We start from the raw sequence: 18,461 nt of genomic DNA, 5'->3' as shown, positions 1-18,461 counted from the left end.
AATGTAAGAAAAACATTCATCCGCGGTTCCGGTTCCCAAGTAGAGAGAACATGTTCCGGCTTACATGTGAAATTTATCACATTAATCGCGGCTCTGGGCACAGATGAGACGAGTGAAGCATCCTGTCATGTGTCCGGAAATCCAAATTTGTGGAGGGATTACTATGTCGGTGATCGAAAAAGATGTCAAACAACAAACAGGCTGGAGAAACTTTACCAAAGGAACATGGACGAAATCCGTAGATGTGAATGATTTTCTGGCACACAACTTATCTCCTTACTATGGCGACGAAGCATTTCTTGCAGGTGCAACTCAGAATACGAAAGAGTTATGGGATATCGTATCCGATCTGACCAAAAAAGAGCGCGATAACGGCGGGGTACTCGATGTTGACGTAAATACGCCAGCGACGATTGTTTCTCACCAACCAGGTTATCTGGATAAATCCAAAGAACAGATTGTTGGTGTTCAAACGGATGCTCCATTCAAACGTTCCATTCAGCCATTCGGTGGAATTCGCATGATGATTGATGCTTGTGAAGCTTATGGTTTTGAAATGCCTCAAGGCGTCATTGATATATTTACGAACATCCGTAAAACACATAACCAGGGCGTATTTGATGCTTATACATCCGAAATGCGTGCAGCACGTAAAGCAGGGATTATAACCGGTCTGCCGGATGCTTACGGCCGCGGCCGGATCATCGGTGACTATCGCCGGGTAGCTCTCTATGGCGTGGACTTCCTGATTCGAAATAAAAAAGGCGAACTGAATGCACTTGAAGTTGACGTAATTGATGAAGATGTCATTCGCCTGCGTGAAGAACTGTCCGAGCAGATTCGTGCATTGCAAGAATTGAAACAACTGGGTGAAATGCATGGTTTCGATATTTCCTTGCCAGCCACAACCGCAAAAGAAGCGTTCCAATGGCTCTACTTCGGTTATCTGGCTGCAATCAAAGAGCAAAATGGTGCGGCGATGTCGCTTGGACGTGTATCTTCTTTCCTTGATATTTACATGGAACGTGATCTGCAAGAAGGCTTGCTAACTGAAGAACAGGCTCAGGAATTGGTTGACCATTTTGTTATGAAACTGCGGATCGTCAAATTCCTGCGTACGCCGGATTATAATGAATTGTTCAGTGGAGACCCAACATGGGTAACTGAATCCATCGGTGGCATGTCCGTGAATGGAGAAACCCGTGTTACGAAAAACAGCTTCCGTTTCCTGCACACCCTGAACAATCTGGGTCCTGCACCTGAGCCGAACCTGACGGTACTTTGGTCCACCAAGCTTCCGGAAGCGTTCAAACAATACTGTACAAAAGTATCCATCGAAACGAGCTCCATCCAGTATGAAAATGATGATCTGATGCGTCCGATCTACGGAGACGATTACGGGATTGCTTGTTGCGTATCTGCGATGAAGATCGGGAAACAAATGCAGTTCTTCGGCGCTCGTGCCAACCTCGCAAAAGCATTACTGTATGCAATCAACGGCGGTCGTGACGAGAAATCGGGTGCACAAGTTGGACCTGAATATCCGGCGATCACAAGCGAAGTACTGGATTACAATGAAGTGATGAAACGTTTCAAACCGATGATGGAATGGCTTGCGAAACTGTATATGAACTCACTCAACGTCATTCACTACATGCATGACAAATACAGCTACGAGCGTATTGAAATGGCCCTGCATGACCGTGACATCGTTCGTACGATGGCTTGCGGTATTGCCGGCCTCTCGGTTGCAGCAGACTCCCTGAGTGCAATCAAGTATGCGAAAGTTAAACCGATCCGCAACGAACAAGGCATCGCAATTGATTTTGAAATTGAAGGGGATTTCCCTTGTTACGGTAACAATGAGGACAGTGTTGACAGCATCGCAGTTGAACTGGTGGAAAGCTTCATGGGCATGATTCGCAAACACAAAGCGTATCGTAATGCGATCCCAACACAGTCTGTGCTGACGATCACATCCAACGTGGTGTACGGCAAGAAAACAGGTACAACACCGGATGGCCGTAAAGCAGGCGAACCGTTTGCACCAGGAGCGAACCCAATGCATGGTCGGGATAAAAAAGGTGCACTGGCATCCCTTGGCTCAGTAGCCAAACTGCCGTACGAACACAGCCTTGACGGGATCTCTAACACATTCTCCATCGTGCCTAAAGCACTCGGAAAAGAGTCAGACACACGCAAATCCAATCTGGTTGCCATGATGGACGGTTACTTTGGTCAAGGGGCACACCATCTGAACGTGAACGTATTTGATCGTCAGCAGTTAATTGACGCGATGGATCACCCGGAAAACTATCCGCAGCTGACTGTACGGGTATCCGGTTACGCGGTTAACTTCATCAAACTGACACGTGAGCAACAACTCGATGTCATTAACCGGACCTTCCACGGTTCGATGTAACTCGGACTTAACTCAACAGTTCAAAGGTGCAGAATCTCCATACTAACGCACAGCGGATGCGATACAGAAAGGAAGAGGCAGCATGGTTAATGGACATATTCATTCACTCGAAACTTTCGGGACGGTTGACGGCCCAGGCATCCGCTTCGTGCTTTTTATGCAGGGATGTCTGCTCAAATGCCAGTATTGTCACAATCCGGATACATGGGCACTGGATGGTGGCAGGGAAATGAGCGTAGAGGAGGTATTGGCTGAAATCGAGCCGTACTTGTCCTACTATCGCAGTTCCGGCGGAGGACTTACGGTATCCGGCGGGGAGCCAACATTACAGGCTCATTTTGTAGCCGAAGTTTTCAAAGAAGCGAAACGTCGCTGGGGATTGCATACTACGCTGGACAGCAATGGGTTCAATGAACCGGATCGAATTCATGATTTGTTGGATAACACGGACCTTGTTTTGCTAGATCTGAAGCACATCAATGATGAGAAACATATCAAGCTGACAGGCAAATCCAACGAGAGAACATTGCGCACCGCACAGTGGTTATCGGAACAGGGACGAAAAATGTGGATTCGTCACGTGTATGTGCCGGGGATTCACAATGAGGAAGAAGACTTGCTCAATCTGGGACGGTTTATTGGAACGCTAAATGGAGTCGAGAAGTTCGAAATCCTGCCTTATCATCAGATGGGTATCTACAAATGGCAGGCGCTGGGGAAAGCTTATCCGCTCGATGGTGTTCCTTCTCCGAGTGATGAGGAAGTAGAGCGGGCGTATCGCCTGATTGAACAAGGTCGTGCGGAGACAGCGGGCATGGCTTGCTCTAATCAGTAACAACAGTTATATACCAACCAAGCAGTCTTTGCGAACATGTTTCGCAGGGGCTGTTTTTTTTTGCTGTTATCCATTGTAAATACAAGATTATTTGTCCAGTGAAGGATTTTATCCCTCCATTGATGAATTGTCATCCTTACGATGTAAGCTACAACTTTTTATAATCAGAGTGTAAAGCCAAATGCTCAATATCTTGAGGGGGGTCATACGAATGAAAAAAGGAATGACATTACTGCTTTCATTATTGCTTATCACATCATGGACATTGGCAGGTTGTTCGAGCTCAACTAACGAACCGCAACAGGGAGCAGGCAATGCGCCCGCAGAGACAAGCAAGGAACCGGTTGAGATGCTTCTCCGTCACACTCAGGTGGGTGCCGACAAACAAAAAAGGCTGGCCATTCTGCAGGACGTTGTGGCCAAAGTGGAGAGCGAAGTACCCAACCTGACCTTTACACTGGATGGAGTTGAATCCGATGTAAACCGTAAGGAGAAACTTCGTGGAGAGATGGCAGCAGGCAATCCGCCGGATATCTTCGAATTGTTCGGTAGCCCGGACTCCAAAGTATATGCCAAAGAAGGCATGTTGTTGGATCTCACGCCAATCTTGCAAGAGCTGGGCATTCAGGACCAATTTTCATCGCTTGAACCATTCACCTATGAAGGTAAAGTGTACGGACTGCCTATTGGCGGATCGGGTGAAGGATTCTTCTACAATAAAGAGTACTTTACGCAAAAAGGTTGGAAAGCGCCTTCAACAATGGCTGAACTGGATAATATGCTCGCTGAGATCAAAGCTGATGGCAAGGTACCACTTGCTTCTGCTTCCAAAGCAGGCTGGGTTCCACTCATGTTAACGAACCATCTGTGGTCCCGTTACGCTGGACCTGATATTACGGCAAAATTTGCAACAGGCGAAGCCAAGTGGACGGATCCAGGCGTTGTTGCAGGATTCGCGAAGCATAAGGAATGGGTGGATAAAGGGTACTTCAAAAAAGGCGAGCTTGGCTTTGAATATGCAGAATATACAACTCAATTTACGAGTGGTGAAGCGATTCTGATGTACGATGGAACGTGGAAATCTTCTGTATTTAAAGAAGGACAGAGCGGTGAATCACTCATTGGCAAGGTTGGTTTCTTTAATATGCCTCCAGTAGAGAACGGTGTAGGCGATCAGACGGCCCTGATGCGTGACGTCAATAACGGATATGGTTTCTCTGCAGCGGTTGCGGATGACCCTCAGAAGCTGGCGGCTGTTAAAGCCTTTATCAAAAACTTCTACAACGAAGATATGCAAGTACGTGGACTCGTAGAAGACGGTGTGTTACCAGCGATGAAACTGGATGAAAAAGTGCTGACAGACAGCATCACCGACGATTTGATGAAAGAAATTGTAGCAGTTCTGAATGCATCGCAGACTTCATTCCCGGCATTCGATGCACTCGTTCAGGCCGATGTAACAACAGAGATCAGTAACTTGCAAATTCAGAAGCTGGTTGGTGGACAGACGACACCAGAGAAAATGGCCGAAGAATTGCAAAAGGTTCAGGAAGAGGCTAATGCTTCAGTAGAATAATCGATCTTTCAAGCAAAGAACCGTACCGATTTAACACCATGCTGGTTTACCCCGGTTGGAACACTGCCGGGGTAAAACCCTTGGTCTAATCTAAACAATTTACACCGCTGAGGAATCTGCTCTAAATATGAGCATAAGAAGTTGAAGTCACTGAAGGAGGTAGATCATGAACACTTCACTCCGCAGCCCGCTGATCTATACGTTGTTTGTGTTGCCGGCACTGATCTTGTTTATCATGTTTTTCCTGTATCCTATCGGCAGTTCGCTCTATTACAGTCTGACCAGTTGGAACGGTGTATCCTCAGAGCCGCGTTTTGTGGGACTGTCCAACTATGCAAAAGCATTGACAGATGAACGTTTTTGGATTTCTACGCGCAATAACGGTTTCTTTATCGCATTTTCCGTTTTGATCCAGGTGCCTCTCATTGTGTTGTTTTCCCTGCTCATTGCAAACGTGAAGAGATTGAAGGGATTATACAAAACAGCCGTCTTTTTGCCGTCCATTATGTCAACGGCAGTTATCGGTATTCTGTGGGGATTCATCTACGAACCTAACATCGGCCTGTTGAATCAGTTACTTGAAACGGTAGGAATTTCGCCGGTCTATTGGTTGTCCGATAACCGATTCGCAATGATATCCATTCTCGTAACCAATGCTTGGCAGTGGACGGGATTCTATATTGTCATGGTTTTGGCGGCCATTCTGGCTATTCCCAAGGATCTGGATGAAGCGGCAGCCATCGATGGAGCAACAGCCGTACAAAGAGCATTCAAAATTACATTACCACTAATCAGACCTATCATTTCCGTCGTCATTATGCTGTCTATTGCCGGGGCGATGAAGGCAGCTGATATTGTACTGGTTATGACCAAAGGGGGGCCAGCAGGCTCTACCGAAGTGCTTGCCACGTATATGATCAAATATGCGATCACCAATTTTAAATATGGCTATGGCAATACGATTGCGGTTCTGATCTTTGCTCTGACGCTTGTGCTCACCGCGGTATATCAGTTGTTGGTGGCGAGACGCAACGAAAGGGTGGAATATTGATGGCAAAGAGCATAAAAGGCAGTATACCTCATGTTTTGTTGATGTTGTATCTACTTGCGATTCTGTTTCCCTTTTTATTCGTAATCTTTTCTTCATTTAAGCAGGATAACAACGAAATTGCACTGAATCCGTTCGGTCTGCCTTCCACTTGGGTGTTTAATAACTACGTGGAGGCCTGGGTGAATGCCAAGATTGGAACGTATTTCTGGAACAGTATGTACATTTCGGTCTTGTCCTCAGTCGGAACCATTGTGCTGGGTGCCATGTTTGCTTTTGCTATAACCCGGATGAGACACCGCAAATGGAGCATGTTGCTGTACAGTCTCATTCTGGCGGGCATGCTGATTCCTAATAATGCGCTCATGCTGCCGATTTATTTGCTTGTCCGCAAGCTCGGCATCTTGGATACTCATTTGGCGCTAATCATTCCTTATGTTGCAAATGCAATTCCGTTCACGATTATAATTCTGGCTGCCTTTATGCGATCACTTCCTGGAGAAATTGAGGAAGCTGCAGTAATGGATGGGTTGAGGGCTCCGGGTATCTTTGCTAGAATAGTGATACCCCTTACAGTTCCAGCCATTGTTACGGTGTTTATCGTAAATTTCCTCGGCAACTGGAACGAATTTTTACTCGCCAACTATTTCTTATCCACCGATAAACTGCGTACCCTGCCTGTCGGCATGGTCCAGTTTCGTGATCAGTATCAGATGAATTATGCCCAGATGTCAGCAGGCATTGTATACAGTGTTGTACCGGTTGTTGTGATCTACGCCATATTGCAGGAGAAAATTATTGAAGGCGTAACGGCAGGTAGTGTTAAAGGTTAATTAACGATGCGTTATATAGGGAGAACGGGAAATGAACTTGCGGATGAAGCTGGCCATGGCATTTCTGTTGCTCATCATTGTACCGATGTGCACGCTTGGAATCGGCATGTTCTTGGTCACATCACATACGATTGAGAAAAAATACAATCAGCAGTCTGAATATGCACTCCAGGCGATTAGCTATAATATCGAGAATGTTTTTCAGCAGATCAACAATGTCACGGACAACGGCATTGCCACATCAGTATTCCAGATGGCTTTGAACGCCAAAGATCCGAGCAAACAGGACCTTGGAATCGGTAATCAATTGTCGCTGAATGCCAGCCAGCGTAATTTCCGTTCCCTTATATACAACTACCCGTTCATCAGTTATGCCTTCTTGTATGATTTGCGTCCGCGTTCGTCACAGGATAACCAGATTGTCTCTATATTTACGAAGGAAAATTTTCAAGCGCTTCCTTTTCAACAATTTAAAGTTCATCCAATATTCAAAGAAATCCAGGATCTCAACGGCGTGCCTATATGGCTGGCCCCTCTGGAATATCCTGAACTGACGGGTGTAGAGCCTGTCTTTACTCAGATTCGGTTAGTCAAGGAACTCAGTTATTTTCAGAATATTGGGGTCCTTGTCGTTCAGATTAAAAAAGGGGAGATGGACCGCATCTTCCGCCATTTGCAAATAAGTGATCCTGCACAGGATACTTCGTTCTTGCTGATCAATGAAGAGGGTCTGATCGTATACGATCCTTCCGGACGCTACAGCGGAGAGAAGATGGAGAATCTGGGTGTGCGTTCTGGAATTTACGGACCAGGGTTCAGCAGTACCAGAGCAGTGTTCGATGGCAGTGAAAGCATCATTTCACAATATCATCTGAAAAACTATAACTGGAGTCTGGTCAGTGTCACTTCATGGGAAGCATTATCCGCAGAGACGAATGTGTTCGCAGGCTGGTCTATTATTATCATTCTGCTGTGTCTGCTTGCTGCGATGGTTTTCAATGTGTTCTTCATGAATCGGATTACAGGAAATATTGCTGTGCTCGTACGATTTATGAGGCGTGTAGATGACGGAGACTTTAATGCCCGAGTCGAAGGAAGCGGCTTTGACGAGATGCAGCTGCTTGCCCAAGGGTTCAATGAATTGCTGGATCGGATCGGAGGTCTGTTCCGACGTGTGCGTGCAGAGCAGGAACAGAAAGCCAAGGCAGAACTACGCGTGCTTCAAGCCCAGATCAAACCACATTTTCTATTTAATACGCTGGAATCCATTAACGGACTAGCCATGAGGGGAGAAGGGCGTAAAGTAAGTGAAATGGTGACACGCCTTGGCAATATGCTGCGGATCAGTATTCAGGATCAGGAGGAGATTTCGCTCAGTGAGGAGTTAAGGCACTTGCAGAGTTATCTTGAGATCCAGCATTACAGGTTTAGTGATTTGTTCCGGTATGAGATCGACATTCCATCTCATCTGTACACATCATCCATACTCAAGCTTACACTCCAACCACTTGTGGAAAATAGTATTCAGCACGGGTTTGAGGGAATTGAATATCAAGGTATACTTCGGATCAGTGGATTTGTGGAACGGAATAACCTGGTGCTGCGAGTTGAGGATAATGGTATCGGTATTCCCCAGGAAATGTTGGCTCGATTCGAATATATGGCAGAAGATCCACCTGAATACATCATGGCTGAGGGAACGAAGCCAATGTCTTCAATGGCAGAGCGCCGAGGGCTGGGGTTAAGAAGTGTTGCGGATCGGATAAGGATTCAATATGGGGCCGGATACGGGGTGTTTATATGTTCCTCTCCGGGACATGGCACCATCATTCAATGTATTATTCCACAATATGAGCAGGGGGAAGATGAATGAATCTAACCGCGTTGTTGGTTGACGATGAGCTGCCGATTTTGGAGAATTTGAGTTATATTTTGCCATGGGAAGACATGGGCATTGAAATTGTGGGTACGGCCAGAAGCGGGTCAGAAGCACTGGATAAAGTTGCAGAATGTCACCCTGACATCATGTTATGTGATATTCGTATGCCCTCCATGGATGGTCTGGAACTGATTCGAATGTTGCGGGAACAAGGTGAAACTTGCGAGATTATTTTGCTGACAGGATATCAGCAGTTCGAATATGCTCGTACGGCCATTCGTTACAATGTCCATGAATACATATGCAAGCCAATCGATTACCTGGATCTCGAACATAAATTGCGTGAGCTTGCCGGTCAGATTCAGAAGAAACGGTTGGAGATGGAGGCTGAACGCCACCGTAAATCGGAGATGGAAGTATGGGTAAAGCACAAACATATCATTGACCTGATGCGAAAAGAGGAGGATTCGTTATTTTCTTCCCCTCCTTCTTCCCCGGAACCACAGGCATCCTCGTTACGGTATATCCTGCTGCTTATCGATGTGTCGGGTTACTTCAAGCATTCGATCGGATGGTCCGGAACACGGCACCAAAGCTGGCATGGAATGATTCGTTCCAAACTTAGGGAGATTACAGACCGAATCTGCGAAGGAACTCTGCTGATTTCGGCCCGTAAGGGAGAATGGTGCATGTTGGTCGAGGCCTCCGATGAATGGAGATTGCGGGCAGATGCTTTGGCTCAACAGGTTCTGTCGGAATTAGACACGACATTTGAGCCGGATTCAGGAATGAAGACAAGGGTCATTCAGGATGTTATGCCTGTGAAATTGGACGATCAGATGGCGGAGCGATACCGGCACTGTCAGCGATTGCTGATCATGAATGATTCTAATCAGCACAGCGATGTGCTGGAACAGGAATCTGCTCAGCACTCCATCATGTCATCCAAAGAACCTTCCAGAAGGGCAACGATGTGGATTACAAAAGAAGATCTGGACTTGATTACCCGCTGGATCAGACAGGGAAATAAACAGGGATTAATTGACCTGCTCGTTATGCTCAAACATCGGATGAGCGAGCATAAGAGTGCGCTGGATGGCGTAGCCGAAAATAGCCTGCGTTTTCTGCTTGTACATATGCTTCGTGAATTGCGCGAAGTACATGTCATGGCTGAACAAGACGAAATGCGCTTCTGGAGTGCATTGCATTCGGCAACCTCCATCAAGGAATTAATCGAACTGGCGGAGGCACTTGCTTATGTTTGTCATGATAAGAAAAGTGCACCTCGCCCTTCTGTGTCTGAGTTGATTAGTTCTGCGTGCGAGTACATGAACGCCAGACTGGAATGTGATCTGGGCATTGATGAGGTAGCTGATTGGCTGGGCATCAGTCCGGGCTACTTTTGCCAGCTGTTCAAAAACCAGATGGGTGTAACCTTTGTTGAATATATGACCCATAAGCGGATGGAGAGCGCAGCCTTATTATTGAGTACAACGGAATGGAGTATTACAGCCATTGGAGAAGCGACGGGGTATAAGGAGCGGCGATATTTCTCCAAAGTGTTCCATAAACATTTTCACATGAAACCATCTGAATTCAGGTCAAACCAAAGGGCAGGTTCATAATGGGGAGGAAAGCATGCGTATGAATTCGATCGATCAGCTTTCGTTGGAACAGCGGGTAGGACAGATGTTTATGTGTGGATTCCATGGACAGCATGCGGATGAACAGATCAATCAACTGATCCGTGAGTATCATGTTGGAGGCGTCATTTATTTCAGACGGAATGTGGAAAGCGTAGAGCAGATCAATCGATTGTCTGCCGACTTGCAAGCGATTGCGGCTGAAGCCGGGGAATTACCTCTGATCATTTCCGTGGATCAGGAGGGCGGGATGGTGGCCCGGATTGACAAAGAGGGAGTAACTCAGGTGCCAGGGAACATGGCGCTTGGAGCAACGGGGAATCCGGACTATACCCTTGAATGTGCACAAATTCTAGGTCATGAGTTAAAAAGCATCGGTATCGATATGAACCTCGCTCCAGTGCTGGATGTGAATAACAACGTTCTTAACCCGGTCATCGGCGTGCGCTCCTATGGCGAGAATGCGGTGAGCGTAGCTGCTCATGGTGCAGCAGCCATCAAAGGATATCAATCCCGAGGCGTTGCTGCAACAGCCAAACATTTTCCCGGACATGGAGATACAGCGGTGGATTCACATCTCGGTATGGTCACTGTACCTCATGAACGTAACAGGCTAGATCAGGTGGAACTTCTACCGTTCCGTCGCGCTATTGAGGCCGGAGTCGATGCCATCATGACTGCTCACGTCATCTTTCCGGCAATTGAACCGGAGCCGATTCCAGCTACATTGTCCCGTAAAGTATTGACGGGGCTGTTACGCGAAGAAATGGGCTTTGACGGCATTATTATTACAGACTGTCTGGAAATGCATGCGATATCCAAGCCATATGGTGTGGCTGAAGCAGCCATTCGTGCTGTGGAGGCAGGTGCTGATCTAATTCTGGTAAGTCACACACTGCAAGATCAAGTCTCTGCTGTGGAAGCCGTTGTGGAAGCAGTCCGTACTGGGAGAGTTGAAGAAGCCATCATTAACAAGGCATTGGAACGCATTATTTCATGGAAGACAGCGCGTTGTGGTCATTGGAAGCATACGTTTGTCTCTATGGAAGAGAATGATGCTATATCAGATGGATCTGATGAGGATGGGATCACGTTCTCAACAAAAGAGAAGGATGAATCATCAAGGTCGCTGGCCTCCATCGAATCCAGATTGGATGAGATTGCCTCCAATAGCATTACTGTAGTTCAGAGTGATGGATTGCTTCCCTTAAACCCTGAAAAGAATGTGTATGTCATCTGGCCCGAGGTTGTGCAGCGGACAGAAGTGGATGAACCATGGTCTCATACAGATTCGCTTGGCGTGGCGTTATCGCAGCTGAGAGGCGGAGTTCGGGAGCACAAAATAACGACACAGCCCACTTATGATGAAGCGGATCAGATACTGAAAGATGTGTCGGATGAAGATCAAATCATCGTATGTACTTACACTTCCGCAGGCCATCTTCCGAAAGGACAACATCATTTGGTTCAAAAACTTAGTGAGAAGCATTCCTTGATTGTAGTCGCTCTGCGTAATCCATATGATCTATTGGAGATTCCGACGCCGGGAAGTTATGTATGTACGTACGAGAACACTCCTGCAGTGGTTCGCGCATTGTCCCTCGTCTTAACAGGTGAATTGCAGCCAACAGGACGCTTGCCCGTCAGTTTACGTTAGCAAATTCGAAAAATCTATATTCTCTATATCTCTCTGTGGCATGGTGCTTATTCAACCATGCTCTGGAGAGATTTTTTTATTGGAATTTGTGACAGTCAGCAATACAGAATTCGTTTTGAGTCGAAGGTGTAATAGATAACTATTTTCATAGTATTTTCGCTCTATTAAATGTTTACAATTCTTATCAAATATTTTTAGCAACTTTTCCCGGTACTAAGCGTCTAATAGTATGACTTTTTGAGGGGGATATTTATAAAATGGGAGCAGAAGGAGCCAAAGACAAAGAATGAATTTGAAGAAGAAATTATCCATACTTACCGCTTTAGCTGTATTCCAAGCGTTTGCAGCGATTCCAGCGAATGCACTAGCAGCCGATCAAAGTGATACAACAACAACAAATACAGCCAATGTTAAATCCGTGGAGGTTGTGAAGAAAGAACAAACGATCGCGGAATCGGATGTAAAGTCCGGGTCAGAACCAAAACAGTCTGATAACAATGAAGTCGAAGGAACAAACCCGGTGACCAATGAACCTTCAGGTACAGACGTTACTCCGGTTGACGCTGTTACAGACCCTGCTGATGAAGAGGATGCAGGCGAGGAAACAACAGTTCCAACGGCTCCAGTTGAGGTTGAACAACCATCTACAAGCGGTCAATCTGTAGCCGGAAGTAAAGGCGGAGATCTGACACTTTATATGAACAGCAACAAAATGGTGCAAGACGGCAAAACATATCTTGCCGGGCAGCCGATGGCTGTTAAAAATGGAGTATCTTATGTAGCGATCCGCGCACTGGTTGATCGGGTTGGTTATGAAGTGAAATATGACAATACAACCAAAGAAACCATTATTATTAGTGGCGAAGATGAGCTTCGCTTCAAAACGAATAGCACTATTTACACAGTGAACGGTGAATCCAGAACAATGAAGGGCCCAGCCTATCAACAAAAAAATACGTTCATGGTGCCACTGACGTCGATTACTCAGGCTCTCAACATTACTTATAAAGTTAATCAGTCTGCCAAGACTGTTGTACTGAACCTGAATACCAAACCGGTAGCCAGCTTCACAGTACAAAAAGAGATTTTTACAGGAGACACGGTAACATACAACACTAAATCAAGCTCTTCCAAGGGACTGGACATCGTAGACGAGCGCTGGACTGGCCGTCAGGATTCGTTTGACCAACCAGGTACATATACGGTAACGTATGCTGTCCAGGATTCGAGCGGACAATGGAGTGATCCGTACTCTGTAACGATTCAGGTTCAAAAACCAAATCTTCCTCCTGTAGCGATGTTTACGACAGACAAGGAAGAGTACAAGATGGGTGAAAAGATCACGTACATTGATCAAAGCACCGATGATGAAAATGCCATTGTGAAAACCGAATGGGAAAACAATGCTTTGGCATTCTTTGTTCCGGGACCAAAGAGTGTAACGATTACCGTTACGGACAAACATGGTGCTAGCGACAGCTATACAAAGACGGTTAACATTACAGGTGAAACGCTGTACACCATGTCTGATTTTAATCAGTTGTTTACACCAGTAGGTGAGAAGTTCAGCTTCGATGGTAGTGGGGTACCATCGATGGAGAAAATACCTTTCACTTATCACGACGAGCCAAGTTTGCTGATTCGTAGTAACAGCCCCGAAACCGTTAATTCAGAAGGTATTGTTTATAAGGAATCTTCCTTTGGACAAACACGTTTCATGATTCACCATGTGAACAACACAGGTAAAAACGTGAAAATGTATGTTGTTGCGACAAACAACAATGCGTATACAGCATCCATTGAGCAGCAAAACATGGGTTTTGCAGGTCCTTCACCAATAGCAACTGCGGCAGGTAAATTGTCCATTGATCGCTGGTTCCAGTCCATACAGAACGGGACAGGACAAAAGAAAGTGTACATCCAGCCTGGAGAGAGCAAGCTAATTCTGACCGAATTGAGTGCTCTTCCTATGAAACAGGGTCAAGTCATCTCCTTGTACTCGGATGTATTCAGTGACTATGAACTGGATTACAATATCATTATGATTGATGAGAACAAAGATCCAATGACGGTATGGTCCACATTGCCTGTACTGGATCGTGATGGTGTGCATAACCGGGGAACATACCCGAATGCAACCCGTATCATTACGTACGATCAAGAAGTAGGTTCGAAGCCTGCTCGCTTGCCGCTCGGGGATAATGCAAGTGATCCGAATCTGGTCGGAACAGATCCAATGGCGTACACAGATGCTTCCAACGCGGGTAACTTCGGCGTACTGTACAAAATTACACTGAATAATGTGGCTCCACGCACATTGATCTCGTTCAACCCACGTGGTGGTAAATACTCGGGTGTAGCCCTCGTTAATGGAGAAGTTGTTCAGATTTCGAACGGTAAATCCGTAAGTGCACCAAACGAACAAAGTGTACTCTATCGTACAGGTTCGTATGGTCAAAGTGTAACGATTCTGTTCTCCGCAGCACCGGGAAGCAATCTGCCGGTTAACCTGCTGTTCACACCGCTTCCGGCAGAGAAGTAATTACTTCTCCTGTCACCAGGAACGGACGGTTTGGAGTGAAAGCTTATATGCTATTTATCCTGTCACCCCAAAAGTCGCCCGAAGGATTGATCATCTAAACCGTCAGGAAAGGACTCCATGTTCATGGAGTCCTTTTTATTGTTACTGCAGCAGCAGCGGGCTCAGGTTCGTTCGTTGACTATGAACTTCATTTAAGGCATTATTAGAAGTATATAAATTAAGCATAAGTATCAGCATTTTGCATAATTTGATCCACACGCTAACGGGTACGATTCCTAGACGATTAGAACCATTTCGATCTAGGTATTGCTGGATTGAAGTCGCTCGTTGGATTTATGCAGAATGCTCGTATGACAGGAGGTGCTTTAGGTCATGCTGTCGACAGAACAGATTATTACTACCATGTCCTCGCAGGGGCTCCGCATTACGGATCAGCGGAAGACGCTGGCTCGGTTATTTGCCGAATCCCCTGGGTATTTGACTCCCAAGGACGTCTATGAATATATGGGTAAGACTTACAGCGGACTGAGTTTTGACACGGTGTACCGGAATTTGCGTGTCATGCAGGAATTGGGTGTACTGGAGCAGGTCATCTTTGAAGATGGGGTGAAGTTCAGAGCACATTGCAGCGAGGATCACCATCACCACCATATGATTTGTCTGAAATGCCAGAAGACATATCCAATTGTTTTTTGCCCAATGCAGCTTGCAGATGCGCCTGAGCAATTCCAGGTTGTCGATCATAAATTTGAAGTTTTTGGGTACTGTAAGGACTGTGCCGAACATGTGCCAGCCAAAGTGTCAACTGGACATCAGCACACTCATGGGAAGCACTGACGATGAAGTTATCCCGCAGACTGGTTCAGGCTCCCATTCGGGTGTATCGCAGCTATATCTCTCCACTGAAGCCGCCGACGTGTCGTTTCTACCCTACTTGCTCGGCTTACGCGATGGAGGCGATTGAGGTGCACGGTGCGTTCAAAGGATCGCTGCTGGCGGCAAAGCGTATTGCCAAATGCCATCCGTTTCATCCAGGCGGAGTGGATCTGGTGCCGCCGAAGGTCGAAAAGTCTGTGATGGTATCCGATTAACGATTCAATGGTCGTATTTGCAGGTATGAGTTGATTTAAGATTGCTGTCCACTTGACAAAGGAGGCAGTATTTCAGTATATTTTTGGTATGTATAGCTGTTCAAAAAGTTTGGTTTTCAGTACCAAGAAGAGGGAATGAAGCTAGAAATGGAGTAGCGGAGCGTAGGGAAACTACGTGAGCAACGGACATTTCGGCTGAATTTCATATTCGATGCTGATGATGCCCCTAGGCATTATTCGTAATCAAAATTGGACTTTTTGAACAACTTCTATATGATTTCCAGTGAAGGGATAAGTACAGACACACCCCCAGTGCAGAGAGCCGGATGAGCTGAGAACCGGTCTGGGAGGAGGATGGAATATGGTCCCGGAGGAACCTCTTTCGAGCGTGCAGACGTTGATTAGAACGGCTGTCGTAAGGCTGAGGCGTGATCCAGCGTTAATGGGCGGTCGAAGGACCGGCAGAGCCTGTGTTTTGTGAAAAACACGGGGAATTTGGGTGGTAACACGTGAGAGCAACTCTCGTCCCATACAGGGACGGGAGTTTTTTGTGTTCTTTTTTAGACAAATGTAATGAAAAAGCACGACCATATGAAGGAGGAGAAGTCATTTATGGCTGATCAAAAAACATTTTATCTGACAACCCCGATTTATTATCCGAGTGACAAACTGCATATCGGGCACGCGTACACGACTGTGGCGGGTGACGCCATGGTTCGTTACAAACGTCTGCGTGGTTATGCTGTTCACTATCTGACAGGAACGGATGAACATGGGCAGAAGATTGAGCGCAAGGCACAAGAGAAAGGGCAGTCACCGCAAGCCTTTATAGACGACATCGTTGTTGGTATCAAGGAACTGTGGAACAAACTGGACATTTCCAATGACGACTTCATTCGTACGACGGAGGAGCGTCACAAAACAGTGGTTCAGGATATCTTTGACCGCTTGTTGAAACAAGGGGATATCTACAAGGGTGAGTATGAAGGGTGGTACAGTATCCCGGATGAAACCTATTACACGGAAACCCAGCTGGTTGATGTGGAGAAGAATGACAAAGGCGAGATTATTTCGGCCAAAAGTCCGGATAGCGGGCATCCTGTGGAACTGGTAAAAGAAGAATCCTACTTCTTCCGGATGAGCAAGTATGCCGATCGTTTGCTGAAATATTATGAAGAGAATCCGGGTTTTATTCAGCCGGAGTCCCGCAAAAATGAAATGATCAACAACTTCATTAAGCCGGGTCTGGAAGACTTGGCTGTATCCCGGACAACTTTTGAATGGGGCGTCAAAGTTAAAGGCGATCCGAAACACGTTGTATATGTCTGGATTGATGCGTTATCTAACTATATTACAGCTCTGGGCTATGGATCATCCGATGAATCCCTGTATAACAAATTCTGGCCAGCGGACGTGCATCTGGTAGGGAAAGAAATTGTTCGTTTCCATACGATTTACTGGCCAATTATGCTGATGGCATTGGACCTGCCTTTACCGAAGAAAGTATTCGCTCACGGTTGGCTGTTGATGAAAGACGGCAAAATGTCCAAATCAAAGGGCAATGTCGTTGACCCGGTAACCCTGATTGACCGTTATGGTTTGGATGCACTGCGTTATTACCTGCTGCGTGAAGTTCCATTTGGTTCAGATGGTACCTTTACTCCAGAAAGCTTTGTAGAACGTGTGAACTCGGACCTTGCGAATGACCTTGGAAACCTGTTGAACCGTACGGTAGCCATGGTGGACAAATATTTCGAAGGCAAAGCGCCTGAGTTTACTTCCGGTGTGACCGAATTTGATGCATCTCTTGAAGAGGCGGGTCTTGCTGCTGTGGAGAAAGTGGAGCAGGCTATGGAAAATCTGCAATTTTCCGTAGCGTTGACAGCGATCAGTCAGTTTGTTAGCCGCAGTAACAAATACATTGACGAGACTCAGCCTTGGGCTCTGGCTCGTGATGAAGCGAAACGCAATGAACTGGCATCGGTAATGTCGCATCTGATTGAAAGCTTGCGGATTGCTTCCATCCTCTTGCAACCGTTCTTGACACGTGCTCCGCGCAAAATCTGGGAACAGCTCGGCATTCAGGAAGGTGAACTGACGGCTTGGGATTCAGCGAAGCAATGGGGCGTTATTCCGGCTGGAAACGCCTTGCAGAAGGGTGACCCGATCTTCCCACGTCTGGACTCTGAACAGGAGATTGCTTATATTGCTGAAGCAATGACCGGGGGCAAAAAAGCAGAAGCGCAGACTGAGGCAGCTCAAGCTGATGCTGGAGGCTCTTCGGAAGCAGTTCAACCCGTCACAGCACCCGAAGGCAAAGAAGAGATCGGTATTGACGATTTCGCCAAAGTGGAACTGCGTGTCGCTCAAGTTATTGCCTGTGAACCGGTCAAGAAAGCCGATAAATTGCTGAAGTTGCAGCTGGATCTTGGCTATGAGCAACGTCAGGTTGTATCGGGAATCGCGAAGTTTTATTCACCTGAAGATATGGTTGGGCGCAAAGTCATCTGTGTGACTAACCTCAAGCCTGTGAAATTGCGCGGTGAACTGTCCCAGGGTATGATCCTGGCAGCATCCCATGGCGACCAACTTACACTGGCAACAGTACCTGATAATATGCCTAATGGTGCACAAGTGAAATAAAAATTTGACCGTGTAACCAAGAATATGGTTTATATAGCGGTAATAGAAGGTGGCTCGATGCGAATCGGGTCACTTTTTATTTTGGGATGAAATCGGATCTGATGCGAAGAAAACAAGCATATACTGTTATGAACTCCGTGCTCAAGGAAAGAATGAATAGGACAGAGTGGCTTGACAAGTTCGAGCAGGTTACCTATAATTCTTTCAGTAATGTTTACGATTAAGAGATGCGGAGTGAATACTAGTGAAACTTTATAATGGAAGAAATCTAGACCAGGTAAACCGGACTCTA

Annotated in this window: 12 protein-coding genes; all 12 read left to right on the top strand. The window is 46.3% G+C overall.

What is annotated here, in order from left to right:
• Window positions 1-163 precede the first annotated feature (163 nt).
• Window positions 164-2,422, top strand: a complete 2,259-nt coding sequence (gene pflB / locus ACFVQB_RS17185) for a formate C-acetyltransferase (RefSeq protein ID WP_379441267.1) — start codon at window positions 164-166, stop codon at window positions 2,420-2,422.
• Between the two features lie 82 nt (window positions 2,423-2,504).
• Entirely contained in the window at window positions 2,505-3,257 is a 753-nt protein-coding gene (gene pflA, locus ACFVQB_RS17180) for a pyruvate formate-lyase-activating protein (protein ID WP_379441263.1), read from the top strand.
• 211 nt (window positions 3,258-3,468) lie between these two features.
• Complete coding sequence (locus ACFVQB_RS17175; protein WP_379441260.1) at window positions 3,469-4,833, top strand: extracellular solute-binding protein; 1,365 nt, start codon at window positions 3,469-3,471, stop codon at window positions 4,831-4,833.
• A gap of 166 nt (window positions 4,834-4,999) precedes the next feature.
• Window positions 5,000-5,884 carry a carbohydrate ABC transporter permease gene (locus tag ACFVQB_RS17170; protein WP_379441257.1) on the top strand — a complete coding sequence of 295 codons (885 nt, stop codon included), beginning with the start codon at window positions 5,000-5,002 and terminating at the stop codon, window positions 5,882-5,884.
• Complete coding sequence (locus tag ACFVQB_RS17165; protein WP_379441255.1) at window positions 5,884-6,714, top strand: carbohydrate ABC transporter permease; 831 nt, start codon at window positions 5,884-5,886, stop codon at window positions 6,712-6,714. The genes ACFVQB_RS17170 and ACFVQB_RS17165 overlap by 1 nt, the downstream gene beginning before the upstream one ends.
• A gap of 31 nt (window positions 6,715-6,745) precedes the next feature.
• A complete protein-coding gene (locus ACFVQB_RS17160; protein ID WP_379441253.1) occupies window positions 6,746-8,587 on the top strand; it encodes a cache domain-containing sensor histidine kinase in 1,842 nt (613 codons plus the stop codon).
• Entirely contained in the window at window positions 8,584-10,218 is a 1,635-nt protein-coding gene (locus tag ACFVQB_RS17155; protein WP_379441251.1) for a response regulator, read from the top strand. Before ACFVQB_RS17160 ends, ACFVQB_RS17155 begins: the two co-directional genes overlap by 4 nt.
• 13 nt (window positions 10,219-10,231) lie before the next feature.
• Window positions 10,232-11,893: a beta-N-acetylhexosaminidase gene (nagZ, locus tag ACFVQB_RS17150; protein ID WP_379441249.1), complete on the top strand. Its 1,662-nt coding sequence runs from the start codon at window positions 10,232-10,234 to the stop codon at window positions 11,891-11,893.
• A gap of 286 nt (window positions 11,894-12,179) precedes the next feature.
• On the top strand, window positions 12,180-14,435 hold the full coding sequence (locus ACFVQB_RS17145) for a stalk domain-containing protein (protein ID WP_379441247.1): 2,256 nt from the start codon (window positions 12,180-12,182) through the stop codon (window positions 14,433-14,435).
• A 372-nt stretch (window positions 14,436-14,807) separates the two neighbouring features.
• Window positions 14,808-15,272: a Fur family transcriptional regulator gene (locus ACFVQB_RS17140; protein WP_379441245.1), complete on the top strand. Its 465-nt coding sequence runs from the start codon at window positions 14,808-14,810 to the stop codon at window positions 15,270-15,272.
• Window positions 15,273-15,274: 2 nt separating this feature from the next.
• Window positions 15,275-15,526, top strand: a complete 252-nt coding sequence (yidD, locus tag ACFVQB_RS17135; RefSeq protein ID WP_379441243.1) for a membrane protein insertion efficiency factor YidD — start codon at window positions 15,275-15,277, stop codon at window positions 15,524-15,526.
• A 591-nt stretch (window positions 15,527-16,117) separates the two neighbouring features.
• The gene (gene metG / locus ACFVQB_RS17130; protein ID WP_379441241.1) at window positions 16,118-18,169 is read left to right on the top strand and encodes a methionine--tRNA ligase; all 2,052 of its coding nucleotides are present in this window, start codon (window positions 16,118-16,120) and stop codon (window positions 18,167-18,169) included.
• Window positions 18,170-18,461 lie beyond the last annotated feature (292 nt).

It is taken from the genome of Paenibacillus sp. NPDC057886 (genome assembly GCF_042796655.1).
Taxonomy (GTDB): Bacteria; Bacillota; Bacilli; order Paenibacillales; family Paenibacillaceae; genus Paenibacillus.
Note: the sequence above shows the minus strand (reverse complement) of the source record. Positions and strands in the feature narration are given on the sequence as shown.

Excerpts from the sequence above, each read along its gene's own strand:
- pflA (WP_379441263.1), top strand. The coding sequence starts at position 2,505 with ATGGTTAATGGACATATTCATTCACTCGAAACTTTCGGGACGGTTGAC.
- ACFVQB_RS17145 (WP_379441247.1), top strand. The coding sequence starts at position 12,180 with ATGAATTTGAAGAAGAAATTATCCATACTTACCGCTTTAGCTGTATTC.
- metG (WP_379441241.1), top strand. The coding sequence starts at position 16,118 with ATGAAGGAGGAGAAGTCATTTATGGCTGATCAAAAAACATTTTATCTG.
- ACFVQB_RS17175 (WP_379441260.1), top strand. The coding sequence starts at position 3,469 with ATGAAAAAAGGAATGACATTACTGCTTTCATTATTGCTTATCACATCA.
- ACFVQB_RS17160 (WP_379441253.1), top strand. The coding sequence starts at position 6,746 with ATGAACTTGCGGATGAAGCTGGCCATGGCATTTCTGTTGCTCATCATT.
- yidD (WP_379441243.1), top strand. The coding sequence starts at position 15,275 with ATGAAGTTATCCCGCAGACTGGTTCAGGCTCCCATTCGGGTGTATCGC.
- ACFVQB_RS17140 (WP_379441245.1), top strand. The coding sequence starts at position 14,808 with ATGCTGTCGACAGAACAGATTATTACTACCATGTCCTCGCAGGGGCTC.
- ACFVQB_RS17155 (WP_379441251.1), top strand. The coding sequence starts at position 8,584 with ATGAATCTAACCGCGTTGTTGGTTGACGATGAGCTGCCGATTTTGGAG.
- nagZ (WP_379441249.1), top strand. The coding sequence starts at position 10,232 with ATGCGTATGAATTCGATCGATCAGCTTTCGTTGGAACAGCGGGTAGGA.
- pflB (WP_379441267.1), top strand. The coding sequence starts at position 164 with ATGTCGGTGATCGAAAAAGATGTCAAACAACAAACAGGCTGGAGAAAC.
- ACFVQB_RS17170 (WP_379441257.1), top strand. The coding sequence starts at position 5,000 with ATGAACACTTCACTCCGCAGCCCGCTGATCTATACGTTGTTTGTGTTG.
- ACFVQB_RS17165 (WP_379441255.1), top strand. The coding sequence starts at position 5,884 with ATGGCAAAGAGCATAAAAGGCAGTATACCTCATGTTTTGTTGATGTTG.